We start from the raw sequence: 17,480 nt of genomic DNA, 5'->3' as shown, positions 1-17,480 counted from the left end.
CAGGTTTAGGATGAACTGTCACCCGGAAGATAGCACTTTTGAATAAAGAGTGGCTGTTCTCCGGGTTTTTGTATTTTAACAAAAATATAGGAATGGATTCACAATATTATTACATCAGGAATATAGCAGTCTCGTTAAACTAACGAGCAGAATAGCTGCGGGTACTGTTTAATAAGTTCTGCCTTTAACTGCGCAAAATATATCAAAAATGATAACTTGAATTATTGTATAGTATAGTTATGTTAGCTCCATGGAGGCGTTGGAATGCAATACTTTGTACAGCAGATGAAATTGCGGAATGGGTAGGTTACTCACCTTATCATTTTCACCGAATTTTTCAATCTGTTACACGAAACTCCGTTTCGGAGTACATTAGGGGACGTAGATTAACCCTCGCTGCTTATGACTTGTTTTACTCCAACCTCCGAATAGTAGAGATCGCCATCAAATATCATTTCACATCTCAGGAAGCTTTTACACGTGCATTTCAGCAAAAATCGGAAAGCTATGGAACATTTTCCGACAACGCGTATCAGAAATTGATAGAAGGCGAGATCCCGAGTCTATTTATTACTCTTTAATTGAACTTACCGGAGATAAATGGGTTACGATCATAGATACCTCGGACCGATGAGTGAAGATTCAGAAATTGACATTTACATTCCAATTGACCCTATATCTTAATATTTCTCAGGGGAGGAAAACATTAAATGGATATAAATGAAATGATACAGCTAAGCTATGCAGGATACCATAAAGTGGAAATATCCGACACATCTCTGGGAGTTTCATTTCCAATGTGGGTGATGTATCCTACGGGCACGGCTGAGCAAACAGTTCAATTGGGGCCATACTCGTTAGAGTTAGCGAGAGACGCGGAAGCCTTGGAAGGAATGTTTCCCTTAGTTTTGCTCTCTCACGGTACTGGCGGTTCTCCGCTTGTATATCGAATATTAGCTCGGCATTTAGCTCGGAACGGTTTTATCGTCGGAATGCCTGAACATCCGTTCAATAACAGGAACAATAATAGCTTGGAAGGTACTATACAAAATCTTACCTACAGACCGAGACATATTCGTATGGCCATCGACTGGTTTTTTGAAAATAAGATGTTTGCAGGAAAAATAAAAACGAATGCCGTTTCCATTATCGGTCATTCGCTCGGCGGTTACACAGCTTTGGCAGCGGCGGGTGGTTTGCCTACATCATTTCCACACGAGACGCCGGACGGACAACCGCAACTCATAGAGGTTGCGCCGGATCCCCGAATTCAGTCGCTGGTATTGCTAGCGCCGGCATCGGTATGGTTTCAATCCGAGGGGGCGTTAAGTATGGTTAACGTTCCGATATTGATGCTTGACGCCGAAAAGGATCCGTACACTCCTTCTTTTCACGCGCAAATTATTGTGAGTGGGGTTGCTAACCGAAATAAGATTCAATATAGAACAGTAAAAAATGCCGGACACTTTTCCTTTCTGAGCCCATTTCCAGCTTCGATGATCTCCCCATCATTTCTCCCTTCTCAAGATCCTCCCGGCTTTGATCGGAAACAATTTCAAGAGGTACTTAATGCTGAAATAATGAGTTTCCTGAAACGTCAGTAAGAGCCAGCAGATCCCCTCTTGGACTTCTTTAACAGAAATGAGGCGCTCCTTGTTCTTGGCGTTGCACAAATTCATGAATCATTAACCTGTCGATATGACAGGTTTTTTTGTTTGCTGTAAATAAAGAACTTAACAAAGGAAGGAGGTAAGTGTTCCCTTATGTACGCGTGGAGCTTCAGGCTGATCGGGTCTGTCACACCCATTGAAGATTTATTGAAGATTTTAACTCCATCTTTATACTTTCCTTAGAAGTTCCTGTTACGATATCTCTGCAGATAAGAGAGTAACGATAGTGGACTTCGAAGGAGGAGAATTTTTAAACATGCAAGCAGCACAACGATTAACAGGATTGATGGCTCTGGGCCTGGCATTTACGCTCATTCTATCCCCAGTCAACGCAACGGCGGCACCGCAGAAGAACGCTGGATTAAAGGAGAATATACGGGAGATTACATCGCTAACGTCATCGGACTACAAGGATTTGGCGTTCTTGAAGCCTATTTTGAAGGATAAGATGGTCGTCAGCCTCGGCGAGAACTTCCACCGTGTCGCGGAATACAGCAGCATGAAGACGAGACTGATCAAATATTTGCACGAAGAACTGGATTTTGACGTGATCGCGTTTGAATCAGGACTTGGGGACGCCTTCATGACGAACGAGAATGCCGGCACATGGACCTCGGCAGAGATGATGCAGCGTTCGATTTTCCCGATCTGGCATTCCAAGGAGACGCTGAATCTATTCGATTACATCAAGAAGCAGCAGGGAACCAAAGATCCGCTGTATCTTACAGGTTATGACATGCAATTCACTTCGGGATACCTAACGCAGTTCATTGCCGGTTGGATTGCCAAGGTGGACAAGGATCAAGGCGAGCAGTATTTCAACTTTGAAATGCAAGCGATGACGGATTTCTATAAAGTGCTCAACCAATACGGCATGGACGACAGCCATCCTGAAGCGAAGGCGGAGATCAAGAAGGTCAAAGAAGCCTACGAACCGAAATATAAGGCATTGATCCAGTTCATCCAAGAGCACAAGGAAGAACTCGCGGCGGCTTACCCAGCCAACCCGCATATGGTGGATATTGCGCTTAAAACGCTCGAAGATCGGGTCAACTTCATCGAGATGGGAACGTACGATACGAAGGAAAGCTATGAATTCCGCGACCGGATCATGGCCGACAACGTCGAGTGGTTGATGAAGGTTATGTATCCCGGCAAAAAAGTGATTTTATGGGCCCATAATGATCATCTGGCGAAGAATACGTCCAAAATTCAAACGAAAGAGCAAGGGAAATGGATCGGCAGCTTTACCAGCATGGGTGAACTGCTCCATAAGAAGCTGAAGGATAAGGCTTATGTGGTCGGTTTGTATATGAACAGCGGCAAGGCGAGCACCATTACGACGCAGAAGAGCTTCGATATCAAGCCGATGCCGAAGGGAAGTCTAGAGGAGGTGATGATGCGAAGCGGTTATAAGATTGCCTTTGCCGATCTATCGAAGCACAAGTCCCCGAACCAGAACAACGCATGGATGTTCAAGCCGATCTATGCAGCCGAGGATGGCATGACGTCCGAGATCATCGTGCCGATGTCGATGCGCTTCGTTCCGAAAGAGCAGTTCGACGGCATCATCGTCTTCGATAAAGTGATGGAACCAACAACGAAATTCTAATCCGGTTCCATTGGAGAATCAATCGTTCCTCCTGTCGTGAACACCGCGTGTGTTGCTGCAGGGGGATTTTTGACGCGTAAGCAGGTACATTGAGAGGATATAGGGCTAGTCTCGTTAAACTAACGGGGAGGATAACGCAATACATATGGAAATGCCTGTGGTAAAATATTACTACTAAAACTATCGAAAGGGAGTACATGAGTGGAAAACCTGATAATAGAACCCTACAACCCCAAAAGGGATAAAACCGCAATCAGTGCCATGTTATGTGGAAATGAACAGTTTGACGAAATGTTTCAAGAGAGCGAAAGAGTTTTCTCTGACGGCATACTTGTTGCTCGTTACAACGGCGTAACAGTAGCTTTTCTCTCATTTGATGGGTTTCAGAGAGCAACTGACACGACAATATATGTCAGTAAGGAATACAGAAGAATGGGGATTGGTACCGAACTTATTAGGAAGGCGGAGAATTTACTCTCACAAAATGAGGTAGTAGAGCGTTCTATTGGTGCATGTATGGATGGTGACCGATCTTCCCTGCAATTTGTATATAGGAACGGTTATTACATACTTCATTCATCCTATATCATGGAGCGTGAAGGCGAACCTCTTCCTGAGAGTAATATTTCTGTCAGGCAATATGAAGATGATGATTACCTTCTTTGCAATAGTATCAGTCAAATAGCATTTTACAAAATGCGTGAACAGGTTGGTATTCTTCCGTCTTATTATCTTCCTCCTAATGAAAGGGAACGGAAGCGTTTTGCGGAAAACAAAAGCAACATATACGTGATGCTTGTCGACGGTGAAATCGTGGCGGTCGGAATTATTGACGGCAGTGAGCTGAGTCATGTCTCTGTTCGACATGATCTGCAATCGCGTGGATACGGCAGAGCTTTTGTTTCATTTCTTGTAAATGAAATTATGCGTCGTGGCGAAAAAATCGTGAAGCTAGGGGTTGTCAAAGGCAATCCTGCGAAAAGTTTGTATGAGCGTCTTGGTTTCAAAGAAAAGTCAATATACCATTGGCTAACAAAATATTATAAGCCCGACACTCGATTGAGCAGACCGCCAGGCGAGAATATATCAATGAGCTAACGGGGAATATTAGTTGAATAAAAAACAGAGGCAGCCTGGGATGTATTCCAAAGCTGCCTCTGTTTTTTTATTCAAGTCTAATACTAATTTTAAGGAACCTGACACGGTAGGGGCTTTTTGTCGGTTGACAAGAACATTGAGACATTACATGCCGCGTAAAATGCGGCTTTTTTTATTTATGTCCCCAAGTTCTTGTCATACCATTTAACATAAACTGGGGACATTACCGAGTACACATCGATCCAGATTTTCCTCGTTCAATCTCCATATAAACTTCGCTACAATGCATAGAATGTTAATATTAACGGGCTTGAAGATCATAGAGGGTATGTTAGTGTAACTGAACTGTCTGATGTCGAGTGACAAGAATATGTATCGATTGTAGAAAAGAGCCAAGAAAGTAGCGAAGGAAGTATTTCAATGGTTGTGAAGTTTACTGGAAAGTGTTATGAAATCAGTTTTCGTTAATACGACTCGGTTTCGTGTTCCAGGACTATTAAGCAAATGCCATGCTGTGTACTGTTCGGCATATGGATTGGCAGCAGACATTCCGTCAACAGGAACCGCAACATTATATCCACGGAATGCAGCAGCTGTAGCTGTGTGAAGAACCGCTCCATTAGCTGAGTAACCAGTTACAATAACAGTTTGAATATTATTCTTTTGTAAAATATTCTCTAAATCAGTTTTGTAGAATTTATCTACGTTTGATTTCACAATTGGATCTATAAGGGAAGGGCTTAATTGATGATTAATATCAGAAACATTTCCTGCATGCGTAAGACTGTAGACTACTAACATTCCTACCTCACGTGCTTCAGTCAATAAATTGTTAATCTTAGAGATGGACGCAATACAGCGATGATTGTTACATATAGAATCCTCCATATCTAAGATAAGGAGTGCAGTACTGCTAGGCTCAATATAGACTGCTTTTAACTCAGGTGTAGGTGGGGTGATAACATTATTCCATTCGTCGATGATTGTATGGTCAGATCGCCAATTACCGCAAAAGGGACAACGATACCTCATAATAACCCTCCTAGATGCTTCTTTATAGCCTATGTAACGAGTTAGAAAAGGTGTATGTATGGAAGGTGAGCAATATGCCTTTTACGAGAAATAAAAGGGTGCTCCATCAGCGATATCCAAGAGGCTGGCTATTAACTATGCCGATGAAACAGACTGGATTGAATCTATTGGGAAAAGGAAGAGCAAAATCCCTACGACCCAAATCCTGCCCCTATCGGCACAATCCACGCTCCGGACGTCTCCGGGCGACCACGCCTCAAGTTGGTACAAGGGCGATATAGCCAACAAGCAAATAAACTGACTATATTTTTTTTGCATAGTTTCTATGCGCAATTTATATTTCACGATTGGAATGACGGTATGTAACATAAAGGTAACCGCAGTAGGCAGCGGCACAATTGTCGGAGGGATATGATATGAATAAAACCGGAAATGGTCAAGTCAAGAACCGGCACCAAGCACTCGATTTATCGGATCAGCAGATTCTTGAAATGTATCAGAATATGGTTTTGGCGCGAAAAGTAGATGAACGGATGTGGATTCTAAATCGTGCGGGAAAGATCCCTTTTCTCGTTTCTTGCCAAGGTCATGAAGCAGCACAGGTAGGAGCGGCTTATGCGTTGGATCGAACGAAAGATTTTCTGTGTCCGTATTATCGGGACATGGGTATGGCCATTGTTTTCGGGATGACGGCAAAGGAATTGATGCTTTCCGCTTTTGCCAGGGCGGGAGATCCAAACAGTGGCGGACGCCAAATGCCAGGGCATTACGGGAGTAAAAGACTGAATATTCTTTCCGGGTCCAGTGTCGTATCGAGTCAAGTGCCGCATGGTGTTGGAATCGCTTTATCTGGAAGAATGCAGGGGGAAAAACTTGTCGTGTTAACGGCCTTTGGGGACGGGGGCAGCAATCAAGGGGAGTTTCACGAAGCGGCGAACTTTGCAGGGGTGCACAAGCTTCCTGTCATTTTCTTGTGCGAGAATAACAAGTATGCCATTTCTGTCCCCTTTTCAAAGCAGGCGGCTTGTGAAAGTATCGCGGATCGGGCAAAAGGTTATGGGTTTCCTGGCATCAGTGTGGATGGCAATGATCCCTTAGAAGTATATAAGGTCACGAAAGAGGCGGCCGATCGAGCAAGAAGAGGAGAAGGGCCAACGCTTATCGAGGCGGTCGTCTATCGTTTAGTCCCTCATTCAAGCGACGACGATGATCGAACCTACCGTTCCCGTGAAGAAGTGGAAGAAGCCAGGAAGAAGGATCCGCTAGTAACCTTTAGCACTTATCTTAAAGATGTGGGGATATTAGATGAACGTAAAGAGAAGGAAATCCATGACCGGATGCTCATGGAAGTCGATGAGGCCACGGAATATGCGGAGAATGCCCCGGATTCGGCTCCGCAAGATGCCCTTAAGCACGTATATGCAGAATAGGGGGAGTGAGAAATGGCCGTAATTTCTTATATTGATGCAGTGACCCAAGCTCTTCGGGAGGAAATGCAGCGAGATAAAAGGGTATTTGTACTAGGAGAAGACGTCGGGGTACGTGGAGGGGTGTTTCGGGTTACACAGGGATTCTATGAGGAGTTTGGGGAACAACGGGTTATAGATACGCCACTATCCGAAGCGGCCATTGCAGGTGTATCGGTTGGGGCCGCCGCTTATGGATTGAGGCCTGTAGCAGAAATTCAGTTTGCCGAATATATCATGCCTGCTGTAAACCAAATTGTGAATGAAGCAGCCAAAATGAGATACCGCTCGAACGGAGATTGGAACTGTCCCTTAGTCATTCGTGCTCCTTATGGAGGAGGAGTTCGCGGCGCCCTCTATCATTCACAATGCGTCGAAGCCATGTTTTGCAACATACCCGGTCTAAAAGTGGTTACACCTTCCACTCCTTATGATGCCAAAGGACTGCTAAAAGCAGCCATCCGCGATGCAGATCCTGTTCTTTTCTTTGAACACAAGCGATGCTATCGATTGATCAAAGGAGAAGTGCCGGACTCGGATTACATTGTTCCCATCGGGAAGTCGGATATTAAGCGGCAAGGAGAAGACCTCACGGTTATTTCTTACGGACTTACCTTGCATTTTGCGTTGGAAGCGGCAGAAAAACTGTCCCAAGAAGGATACAGCGCTCACATTCTGGATTTGCGTACCCTCTATCCTCTGGATAAGGAATCTATTGTAGAGGCTGCTCGTAGAACCGGTAAAGTGCTGATTATTCATGAAGACAACAAAGAGGGAGGGGTTGGGGCTGAAGTAGCAGCTGTGCTCGCAGAGGAATGCCTTTTTGAATTGGATGCTCCGATCAAACGCCTTTGCGGCCCAGACGTTCCCGCTATACCTTACAGTTTGCCAATGGAGAAATTCTTCATGCTCAATCCGGATAAAGTATACCAAGCCATGAAAGAATTGGCGCAATTATGATCCGATCGGGAGGAGAATATGGCTGAGAAAATCGTTATGCCCCAGTTAGGAGAAAGTATAACGGAAGGAACCATCTCCAAGTGGCTCGTCAACATCGGGGATAAAGTCAAAAAGTATGATCCCGTATGCGAAGTGATTACCGACAAAGTTATTGCGGAGGTTCCTTCTTCTTTTAGCGGCACGATATCCGAAATTGTCGTTCAAGAAGGCGAAACGGTAGAGGTAGGAGCTTTGATTTGTTGTATTGCGGCGGAAGATAATGCGATCACGCTGGTTGAATCAAGGACCGCCGCTCCGTATCAGGAGGCCGATGATGCGACAACCCAAGCAGCCATGAACCAACGCTATTCGCCGGCTGTGCTTAAGCTGGCGCAAGAAAACAACCTGGATCTTTCCCGCATAGAAGGATCAGGCGTTGCCGGACGAATCACCAGAAAAGACATCTTGGAGATTTTGCAAGGAAAGAGTTCGGTGGATGACCAGTCTGCCGTTCATTCTCCGGTAAATCCAGCCGACGAGACGATCCCGGTTACCGGCATCCGCAAAACGATTGCCACACGAATGCTAAAAAGCAAGCAGGAAATCCCCCACGCCTGGCTTATGGTTGAATGCGATGTCACCAATCTGGTACGTTATCGGGGCCAGATCAAAGAGGAGTTTAAGAAAAAGGAAGGAATCCATTTAACTTATTTGCCTTTCTTTATCAAGTCGGTTGCAGAAGCCTTGAAGGAATTCCCCACCTTAAATTCGCAGTGGGCAGATGATCACATTATCGTCAAAAAAGCGGTTCATATCTCGATTGCCGTTGCCACCGATCAAGCGTTATTCGTTCCCGTCATTAAGGACGCCGACAAAAAAAGCGTTTTCGGTCTTGCAAAAGCAGTAGATGAATTGGTCAAGAAGACGAGGGAGGGCAGGTTAGCGGTAGAGGATACCAGCGGCGGAACTTTTACCGTTAATAACACAGGCACTTTCGGTTCCGTACTTTCATCCCCCATCATCAATCCTCCGCAGGTAGCCATTTTAAGTGTGGAAGCCATCGTAAAACGTCCGATCGTCATCGATAACATGATTGCCGTCCGCGATATGGTGAACATCTGTCTTTCCTTGGATCACCGGGTTTTGGACGGTCTGGTGTGCGGCCGCTTCTTGAAGAGAGTCAAGCAAAAGATTGAAGGTTACGGCACGTACACCGATACCGGACTCGATTAAAGGAAAGGGGCGATGAAATAATGCATTTTGATTTAACCGAAGAACAAGCGTTGATAAAGAAGATGATGCGTGATTTTGCGGATGGCGAAGTTGCTCCGGGCGCAGATGAACGGGATCGTACAAAGCAATTTCCGGAGGCTGTGTTCGAAAAATTAACGAAGCTGGGAATCATGGGTCTGCCTTTTCCCGAACAATATGGCGGCGGGGGAGCAGATACAATAAGCTTTGCTATCGCTGTAGAAGAATTAAGCCGGGTATGCGCATCCACAGGCATCACCTATTCTGCCCATATTTCGTTAGGCGGGGCACCCATCCATTTATTCGGGACGCACGAGCAAAAGGAAAAATACTTAACCCCCCTTTGTAATGGAGAATACTTGGGGGCGTTTGGGCTGACGGAACCGAATGCAGGTTCCGATGCAGGCGGAACCCGAACGACAGCGAAGCTGCATCAGGATCAGTGGATCATTTCCGGTTCCAAATGCTTTATTACCAATGCAAGCTTTGCCAAAAGCCTGGCGCTCACGGCCGTAACGGATCGCTCCAAAGGGACGGATGGAATCAGTGCGTTTATCGTGCCTACAGATGCACCAGGATTTACGGTCATTAGCAATTATGAAAAGATGGGGCTGCACGCTTCGAATACAACGGAGTTAGTTTTAGAAGATGTAACCGTTCCCAAAGAAAATCTTCTAGGGAAAGAAGGACATGGATACAAGCAATTTTTAGCTACGCTTGATGGAGGCCGAATCGGTATCGGAGCGATGGCGGTCGGAATTGCCCAAGGGGCTTACGAAAAATCACTCCAATATGCCAAAGAAAGAAAACAATTCGGCCAAAGCTTATCCTCCTTTCAAGCCATCCAATTCAAGCTGGCCGACATGGCCATGAATATTGAACTCGCACGCACTATGGTGTATAAAGCGGCTTGGCTTAAGGATAAAGGCAGGAAGTTCAAGAAGGAAGCGGCGATGGCCAAATTATTTGCTTCGGAAATATGCATGAAGGCGTGCGATCAAGCCGTTCAGATCCATGGCGGGTATGGTTATATGAAGGAATACCAGGTGGAGCGGTTCTTCCGGGACGCCAAGCTGCTAGAGATCGGGGAAGGAACTTCGGAAGTGCAACGAATGGTCATTGCACGCCAGATCGGTTGTTAAAGGGGATTGGTTCTATGTTCAAAAAGATTCTAATCGCCAACCGGGGCGAAATTGCGGCTCGAGTAATCCGCACTTGCAAATCGCTGGGCATTGCCACTGTCAGCATATACTCGAAAGTGGATAAGGAAGCCCCTCATGTCAAAATGGCAGATGAGGCCTACGAGGTGGGAAATCCCAAAGTAACAGATAGCTATTTAAAAATCGACAAAATTTTAGACATCGCCCGTCTGTCAAAAGCGGATGCGATTCATCCCGGATACGGACTTCTCTCGGAAAATGCTGAATTTGCACGCCGTTGCGAGGAAGCGGGTATCGTATTCATCGGTCCATCAGCGGATGTCATTGCCCGCATGGGTAGTAAAATTGAAGCCCGATACAGCATGGAACAGGCAGGCGTGCCTGTTGTCCCCGGCATTTCCTGCGCATTAGCAGATGCGGAAGAAGCAGCACAGGCAGCGAGTCGTATCGGCTATCCGGTCATGCTAAAGGCTTCGGCCGGCGGTGGCGGGATCGGCATGCTGATCGTTTATAACGAATCGGAGATGAAGCAAGCATTTGAAGGGAATCAGAAGCGTGCCTCTAATTTCTTCGGAGATGGGGCCATGTATCTAGAGAAGGTTGTGGAAAATCCTCGGCATATCGAAATTCAGATTTTGGCCGACTCCCATGGGAATACCGTCTACTTATGGGAACGGGAATGTTCCATTCAACGACGTCATCAAAAAGTCGTGGAGGAAGCTCCTTCTACCTTTTTGGATGAACTCATGAGAAGCAAAATGGGAGAAGCGGCGGTAAGGGCGGCTCAATCCATCGGATACCGGAATGCAGGAACCATCGAGTTTTTAGTTGACGGGAATAAAAATTTCTATTTCCTTGAAATGAATACTCGTCTACAGGTGGAGCATACGATTACAGAAGAGATTACCGGCTTAGACTTGGTTGCAGAGCAATTGCGAATTGCGGCCGGACATTCCTTGAATTTTGGTCAATCCGATGTGACACGCGACGGTCATGCGATTGAAGTGCGGATTTATGCGGAAGATCCGAAGACGTTCTTCCCATCTCCGGGAGTGATTTCGAAGTTTGCTATACCTGAAGGAGACGGGATCCGCCATGAGCTGGCTGTACATGATGGTTCCATGGTGACTCCTTTCTATGATCCGATGATTGCTAAGCTCATAGTCAAAGGGAAGGATCGCGACGAAGCGATTGACCGGATTCAAGAGGCGCTGGCCGATTATCAGGTTGAGGGCATCAAAACAAACATCCCAATGCTGCAAGAAGTCATCGCGCATCCCGCATTCCGTTCAGGCGATACGACAACGAGTTTCGTTGCGAAATATTTTAATGGAGAAGACATGACTTGATAGGGTAGGGCCTCGGCGAGTTACCGAATGGCTATTCGTAGAACAGGAGGTTATTCAGATGAGCAAAATCGTGGCTGTTATGGCGGGGAATGTGTATAAAATTCTTGTCAAGCCTGGGGATCAAGTCGAAGCAGGACAAAATGTGGCCGTTTTGGAATCGATGAAAATGGAGATCACGATTACGGTTGGTTCTGGCGGGAAGGTAAAAGAAGTAATCGTGAGCGAAGGCGACTTTGTTGATGAAGGAGATCCATTGATCGAGCTGGAGTAAACGTATGCTGGGGGTTGGGGAGATGAACTGGCCGGCGAGTGTGACGATCAAAGAGGTTGGTCCGAGGGATGGATTACAGAATGAGAAGGTCTTTGTGCCAACAGAGGATAAAATCGCTTGGATCAACCAAATGTCCGGCACCGGACTCAAATCCATTGAAATCACTTCGTTTGTGAATCCCAAGTGGATCCCGGCGCTGGCAGATGCCGCAGAAGTTGCGAAAGGGATTGAACGGAAGCCTGGCATCACGTATTCGGCTCTCGTTCCGAATCGTCAAGGCCTGGAGCGAGCGTTCGAAGTCGATGTGGATGAAGCAGCCGTCTTTATGTCTGCCAGCGAAACCCATAATCAAAGGAACATAAACAAGTCTATTCGCGTTACCTTTCCCATTCTAAGAGAAGTGGCGCAAGAAGCTCTCTCAGCAGGAAAGTCAGTCCGCGGTTATGTGTCAACCGTCTTCGGTTGTCCCTATGAAGGTCCTGTGTCCATCGACGAGGTGATCCGGGTAGCGGAAACGTTGTTCGAAATGGGGATTGGCGAGTTATCACTCGGGGATACGATTGGCATTGCAAATCCTAAGCAGGTGCAAGGTGTATTGGATATTCTTTTGCAGCGTTTCGATGCCAAAAAACTGGCCCTGCACTTTCACGATACACGCGGGACGGCTCTGGCTAATATTCTGGTGTCCATGGACATGGGGATCACAACGTTTGATGCCTCCGTCGGCGGTTTAGGCGGATGCCCGTATGCGCCTGGCGCCTCGGGCAATGTGGCTTCGGAAGATTTGCTTTACATGCTGGATGAGATGGGGATTCGAACTGGGGTAAATCAGGAAAAGCTGCTCTCCGCGGCCCGTTTTATTCAGGAAAAGATAGGAAGAGACTTACCAAGCCGTAATCTTCAGGTCGGCAGCTCGAACGGATAGGCAGGCTCATCATTCGGTTCAGGGAAGGAGGGGGAGCATGGAAAAAGCCGTATTGGTCTCCAACATGGGAAATGGAATTGTGCTCATGACTTTAAACCGGCCGGAAGCCGCCAATGCGCTATCGATAAAGATGCTGGAACAATTGCGGGATGCGGCTGCGGCATGTAAATTTGACCGGTCTGTTCGCTGTATCGTAGTCACAGGGGCTGGAGAGAAAGCCTTTTGCGCAGGTGCCGATTTAAAAGAGCGCGCAGGAATGGACATGAACCGGGTGCGCAGGACGGTTTCTTTGATTCGCGAGAGCATCAATGATTTAGAAGCCTTGCCCCAGCCGGTCATTGCCGCCGTGAACGGAGCCGCTGTTGGCGGGGGAACGGAATTGGCGTTGGCATGTGACATTCGGATCGCCTCCGAAACGGCAACATTCGCCCTTACGGAGACTTCGCTTGGGATTATTCCTGGCGCAGGAGGAACGCAGCGGTTGCCGAGGCTGATCGGGAAGGGGCGCGCCAAAGAGCTCATTTTCACGGCAAGAAAAATCGATGCCAAAGAGGCAAGGGACATGGGGGTGGTGGAAGTTGTGACACCGCCTGAATCCCTTCTCGATAAAGCACTAGAAATAGCGGGCCACATTGTTCGAAATGCTCCTATCGCCGTGGCGCAGGCCAAGTTCGCCATCGATAAGGGATGTGATGCGGATCTGAGCACCGGGCTTGCGATTGAGCAAAATGCCTATGAAGTAACGATTCCGACAAAGGATCGCTCGGAAGGACTGCAGGCGTTCAAAGATAAGCGTCCCCCCATATTTAAGGGCGAGTAACAAGCATGTTGGAGATAAGGAGGAATAGGGGATGTCCATGGAAATAAATCGGGAGGAGCTGCAGGAACGTAGTTCACGGATCCTCCAAGGGGGGGCGCAGGCTTATCATCAAAAGAATGCGGAACGAGGAAAACGATTTGTTCGCGACCGTTTAAAGCTATTGTTTGATCCGGGTTTCGAGCTGGAGGATGCGTTATTTGCCAACTGTGTGGCAGAAGACCTTCCGGCGGATGGCGTCGTTACGGCGATTGGAAAGATTAACGGGCGAATCGTGTGTGTGATGGCCAATGATTCCACCGTAAAAGCCGGTTCTTGGGGATCGCGTACGGTAGAGAAGATCATTCGAATACAAGAGACGGCCGACAAAATGAGAGTGCCGTTGATTTACCTCGTGGATTCAGCAGGTGCTCGCATTACGGACCAGGTCGAGATGTTCCCTGGCAGGCGCGGGGCTGGCCGTATTTTTTACAATCAGGTCAAATTGTCGGGTAAAATTCCTCAAATCTGCCTGCTCTTTGGTCCTTCGGCTGCAGGCGGAGCATACATTCCAGCATTTTGCGATATCGTGATTATGGTGGATGGAAATGCATCCATGTATCTCGGTTCCCCGCGGATGGCGGAGATGGTTATCGGAGAAAAGGTTACGTTAGAAGAAATGGGGGGCGCGCGCATGCATTGCTCGGTATCTGGATGCGGTGATGTGCTGGCCAACAACGAAGAAGAAGCCATTTCGATGGCACGACGATATCTTTCCTATTTTCCCGCTAATTTTTCCGAAAAACCGCCGGTCGTGGAAGCAGCGGCACCACAATGCTTTGAGCAATCATTAGAAGAAATCATCCCATCCAATCAGAATGCCCCGTTTAATATGTATGACCTGATTGACCGGATTATTGACGAGGGGTCATTCTTTGAGATTAAGAAGCTGTTTGCCGGCGAACTGATTACGGGATTGGCCCGAATGAACGGAAAACCGATTGGGATCATTGCCAATCAGCCGCGGGTTAAAGGAGGCGTGCTGTTTCACGACTCGGCGGATAAGGCAGCCAGATTTATTACCCTTTGCGACGCGTTTCATATCCCGCTTCTGTTTCTCGCCGACGTTCCCGGTTTTATGATCGGCACCAAGGTGGAGCGGGCAGGAATTATCCGCCATGGCGCGAAAATGATTTCTGCCATGTCCGAAGCGAGCGTGCCCAAAATCTCGGTGATCGTCCGTAAAGCATACGGAGCAGGCCTCTATGCGATGGCTGGTCCTGCGTTTGAACCGGATTGCTGTCTCGCATTGCCTACGTCTCAAATTGCGGTGATGGGACCGGAAGCTGCGGTCAACGCCGTCTATGCGAATAAAATTGCTCAACTGCCTGAAAACGAGCGGGCCTCTTTTATCGAACAAAAGCGGGAGGAATATAAGCAGGATATTGATATTTATCGGCTAGCCTCCGAAATGATTATTGACGGGATTATTCCGGCCGATTCGTTACGTGACGAGTTAGTGAATCGATTGGAGGCTTATTCATCAAAGGTTGTCGTCTTCTCTGAGCGGAAGCACCCGGTATATCCGGTTTAATTCGCTGGCATTTCCAAACAGCACCAAGCGTTTAGCGGCGCGCCGGTGCTGTTTTTTGCGTGGACAGCATATCATAATCTTGAGCCAGAGGATGAATGGTTTGGATACCGCTTTGCCAATAGGGGAAGGAGGCAGATCCGGATCAGATGGATATTAGACAGCTTCATTATTTTGTAGAAGTGGCCAAACATAAAAATTTTACAAAAGCTTCGCAGGTCCTGTTTGTTTCTCAGCCATCCATCAGCAAGATGATCAAAAGCCTCGAAGACGAATTGGGAGTTACTTTGCTTGACCGTTCCGAGAGGGAGGCTGTTCTCACGGATACAGGAAAGCTGGTTAACGAGAAGGCTTTGAAAATTTTGCAACTGCTAGAGGAGATATCTTCTTCTGTTAATGAGCTGGTTCAAGTACAAAGAGGAAAAGTGAAGATGGGAATAATGCCTACAATCAGCGCATTGCTTTTCCCAAAAATAATTGCCGGATTCAAGAAGAGATATCCCAGGATTGAGATTCAAATGGTAGAATACAGCGCCAAACAAGTAGAGATGCAGATGGAGCAAGGAAATATCGATTTTGGGGTCACTGTGTTGCCGGTGAACACTCGGCTGTATGGAACGGTTTCCTTGTTATCTGAAGAGCTGGTTGTCATTGTAAGCAGTCACCACTGGATTGCAGGAAGAAAATCCGTCAGTTTAGTCGAATTAAAGAAAGAGCCGTTTATTCTGTTCACCAAGGAATTCGCCCTTCATGACGTAGTGTGGCAAGCATGCTTGCAGGCCGGGTTCCAACCAGAGGTGGCTCATATGACCTCCCTGTGGGATTTCTGCTGCGAGATGGTGGCGTCTCAATTAGGAATTTCATTGATCCCCAGATCGATGGCGAACCGTTTGCATCATCTTGCCGTTCATACCGTTTCGATTTCCCATCCGCAGATTGCTTGGGAGTTGGCGCTTATTTATCCCCGGGATAAATACCTTTCATATGCATCCCGGGAGTTTATTGACTATATCCAGGCCAATCCGCCGAATCAACCGGGATTATGAACGGGGCTGTGGGCGGGAAGCACTCAGCTAGCGGAAAATGGCCACCCTGTAAAAGCAATAGGAAATCTAAGTATCGACCCAACCAACCTATACCTTCGCTACATGCCCTAAGCCTGACATATTGATTGTCCCAAGGGGGTGGGGAACAAGTAGAAGGAAGGGGAGTCTAAAACCTAATAATAAGGTTTTAGACCCATTGTCGGAAACTTCAACCATGTGTCATTTGAATACGGAAAATATAAAAACGAAATGGATCACTGATTAACTTTGCAATTTTGTATTCCAAAGACCGCATTCGCCGGACAATAGCGGGTTGTGCCTGTAATTATCGGAGCCAATCCGACTAGTCCCCACCAGCTTCTGTAATACAGTCCCGTAAAGACGATCGCAGCTCCAATTGTAATTCGAATCGCTTGTTCCGTTTTACCAACGTTACAGTTCAAGTTCTACACCTCCGTAAGTTAAAGTCAATTTGCTCATACTTAGAGTTGCCGCATAGTTATTGTTTGAGATAAGATGCATTCTCATGCTTGGAATAGATTGGCTAGTACTTATTGACGATATATTGTCACCACCGTTCCCTTCTTGCTCTCAGCCAATCAGTGAAGCTTTTTCATGCCCTCTTACGTAAAAGGGATGACTGAAGAGCGATAGCTTTCGAAATGATGGGAATATACACACTCTCCTAATGCGATGCATAGGAGAGTTTTTTATTTGCAGCGACGGGAGGGATATTCGCATGAATGGAGCGGGTTTATTCAGGTTAACGGGCATTACCGGTTGCCATACAGGAAAAAATCTTAGAGTGAGCACTCATGACTGCTATTTGCCAGACGTCAAGAAGATCGCCAATCAATTAGACTCAAAAAATTATATCTTGTGTTATTGAAGTACGGAGCTCTTGTATTCTAGAAATATAATAATTTTATGCCAAAATACCGATAAAGTTTTTACATCAAAGGAGGAGATCTTAATGAAGATTCCACAACATGGTAAAGGAATAAAAGTGCTCGTAAGTCTATTAATTGGTTTACATGTGTTTACTTATTCGAGTATTTCCTTCGCTGCAACAAACGAACTGAATGATATTGATAGCGGGATCGCAGGCCTAAATTATAATCGTAATGAAGTTTTGGCTGTACAAGGGGATCAAATCAGTAGTTTTGTTCCCAAAGAAGGCATCCAGTCGAATGGTAAATTTATCGTGGTTGAACGGGACAAAAAATCACTTACAACGTCACCCGTAGATATTTCAATCATTGATTCGATCACGA

The 17,480-nt window shown here is 46.6% G+C and carries 16 protein-coding genes and 1 pseudogene; 15 read left to right on the top strand and 2 right to left on the bottom strand.

What is annotated here, in order from left to right; genetic code table 11:
* Window positions 1-239: 239 nt before the first annotated feature.
* The 4 genes from LQV63_RS28855 (at window position 240) to LQV63_RS28840 (ending at window position 4,380) form a co-directional block, all read left to right on the top strand.
* The gene (locus tag LQV63_RS28855; RefSeq protein WP_233699295.1) at window positions 240-581 is read left to right on the top strand and encodes a helix-turn-helix transcriptional regulator; all 342 of its coding nucleotides are present in this window, start codon (window positions 240-242) and stop codon (window positions 579-581) included.
* Between the two features lie 129 nt (window positions 582-710).
* The gene (locus LQV63_RS28850) at window positions 711-1,604 is read left to right on the top strand and encodes an alpha/beta hydrolase family protein (protein ID WP_233699294.1); all 894 of its coding nucleotides are present in this window, start codon (window positions 711-713) and stop codon (window positions 1,602-1,604) included.
* Between the two features lie 322 nt (window positions 1,605-1,926).
* Window positions 1,927-3,282 carry an erythromycin esterase family protein gene (locus LQV63_RS28845; protein WP_233699293.1) on the top strand — a complete coding sequence of 452 codons (1,356 nt, stop codon included), beginning with the start codon at window positions 1,927-1,929 and terminating at the stop codon, window positions 3,280-3,282.
* Window positions 3,283-3,483: 201 nt separating this feature from the next.
* Window positions 3,484-4,380, top strand: a complete 897-nt coding sequence (locus tag LQV63_RS28840) for a GNAT family N-acetyltransferase (protein ID WP_233699292.1) — start codon at window positions 3,484-3,486, stop codon at window positions 4,378-4,380.
* Window positions 4,381-4,797: 417 nt separating this feature from the next.
* Here LQV63_RS28840 and LQV63_RS28835 read toward each other — a convergent pair whose 3' ends face one another.
* A complete protein-coding gene (locus LQV63_RS28835; protein ID WP_233699291.1) occupies window positions 4,798-5,412 on the bottom strand; it encodes a cysteine hydrolase in 615 nt (204 codons plus the stop codon).
* 416 nt (window positions 5,413-5,828) lie between these two features.
* Here LQV63_RS28835 and LQV63_RS28830 point away from each other — a divergent pair, with 416 nt between their 5' ends.
* The 10 genes and pseudogenes from LQV63_RS28830 to LQV63_RS28785 all read left to right on the top strand — a co-directional run bounded on the left by LQV63_RS28830 (window position 5,829) and on the right by LQV63_RS28785 (window position 16,206).
* Window positions 5,829-6,842 (top strand): thiamine pyrophosphate-dependent dehydrogenase E1 component subunit alpha, encoded by a 1,014-nt coding sequence (locus tag LQV63_RS28830; RefSeq protein ID WP_019422148.1) that lies wholly within the window; start codon window positions 5,829-5,831, stop codon window positions 6,840-6,842.
* Between the two features lie 12 nt (window positions 6,843-6,854).
* Window positions 6,855-7,838 carry an alpha-ketoacid dehydrogenase subunit beta gene (locus tag LQV63_RS28825; RefSeq protein ID WP_019422147.1) on the top strand — a complete coding sequence of 328 codons (984 nt, stop codon included), beginning with the start codon at window positions 6,855-6,857 and terminating at the stop codon, window positions 7,836-7,838.
* A gap of 18 nt (window positions 7,839-7,856) precedes the next feature.
* Window positions 7,857-9,050 carry a dihydrolipoamide acetyltransferase family protein gene (locus LQV63_RS28820; RefSeq protein WP_233699290.1) on the top strand — a complete coding sequence of 398 codons (1,194 nt, stop codon included), beginning with the start codon at window positions 7,857-7,859 and terminating at the stop codon, window positions 9,048-9,050.
* Between the two features lie 20 nt (window positions 9,051-9,070).
* Window positions 9,071-10,210 (top strand): acyl-CoA dehydrogenase, encoded by a 1,140-nt coding sequence (locus LQV63_RS28815; RefSeq protein WP_233699289.1) that lies wholly within the window; start codon window positions 9,071-9,073, stop codon window positions 10,208-10,210.
* 14 nt (window positions 10,211-10,224) lie between these two features.
* Window positions 10,225-11,577, top strand: coding sequence for an acetyl-CoA carboxylase biotin carboxylase subunit (locus tag LQV63_RS28810; RefSeq protein ID WP_233699288.1), 1,353 nt, complete (start codon window positions 10,225-10,227; stop codon window positions 11,575-11,577).
* Window positions 11,578-11,611: 34 nt separating this feature from the next.
* Window positions 11,612-11,848: pseudogene (locus tag LQV63_RS28805) on the top strand (acetyl-CoA carboxylase biotin carboxyl carrier protein subunit); the annotation flags it as partial.
* 22 nt (window positions 11,849-11,870) lie between these two features.
* The gene (locus LQV63_RS28800; RefSeq protein WP_233699287.1) at window positions 11,871-12,773 is read left to right on the top strand and encodes a hydroxymethylglutaryl-CoA lyase; all 903 of its coding nucleotides are present in this window, start codon (window positions 11,871-11,873) and stop codon (window positions 12,771-12,773) included.
* 37 nt (window positions 12,774-12,810) lie between these two features.
* Window positions 12,811-13,593 (top strand): enoyl-CoA hydratase, encoded by a 783-nt coding sequence (locus LQV63_RS28795; RefSeq protein ID WP_233699286.1) that lies wholly within the window; start codon window positions 12,811-12,813, stop codon window positions 13,591-13,593.
* A gap of 31 nt (window positions 13,594-13,624) precedes the next feature.
* On the top strand, window positions 13,625-15,163 hold the full coding sequence (locus LQV63_RS28790) for an acyl-CoA carboxylase subunit beta (protein WP_233699285.1): 1,539 nt from the start codon (window positions 13,625-13,627) through the stop codon (window positions 15,161-15,163).
* Window positions 15,164-15,309: 146 nt separating this feature from the next.
* The gene (locus LQV63_RS28785; RefSeq protein WP_233699284.1) at window positions 15,310-16,206 is read left to right on the top strand and encodes a LysR family transcriptional regulator; all 897 of its coding nucleotides are present in this window, start codon (window positions 15,310-15,312) and stop codon (window positions 16,204-16,206) included.
* 254 nt (window positions 16,207-16,460) lie between these two features.
* Here LQV63_RS28785 and LQV63_RS28780 read toward each other — a convergent pair whose 3' ends face one another.
* The gene (locus tag LQV63_RS28780) at window positions 16,461-16,649 is read right to left on the bottom strand and encodes a YgaP family membrane protein (protein WP_083858869.1); all 189 of its coding nucleotides are present in this window, start codon (window positions 16,647-16,649) and stop codon (window positions 16,461-16,463) included.
* Between the two features lie 530 nt (window positions 16,650-17,179).
* On the opposite strand from LQV63_RS28780, the gene LQV63_RS28775 reads away from it, so the two are divergent.
* On the top strand, window positions 17,180-17,480 hold a 301-nt coding region (locus LQV63_RS28775; RefSeq protein WP_233699283.1), incomplete at its 3' end, for a thiol-activated cytolysin family protein.

It is taken from the genome of Paenibacillus profundus, assembly GCF_021369635.1.
Lineage (GTDB): Bacteria > Bacillota > Bacilli > Paenibacillales > Paenibacillaceae > Paenibacillus_B > Paenibacillus_B profundus.
Note: the sequence above shows the minus strand (reverse complement) of the source record. Positions and strands in the feature narration are given on the sequence as shown.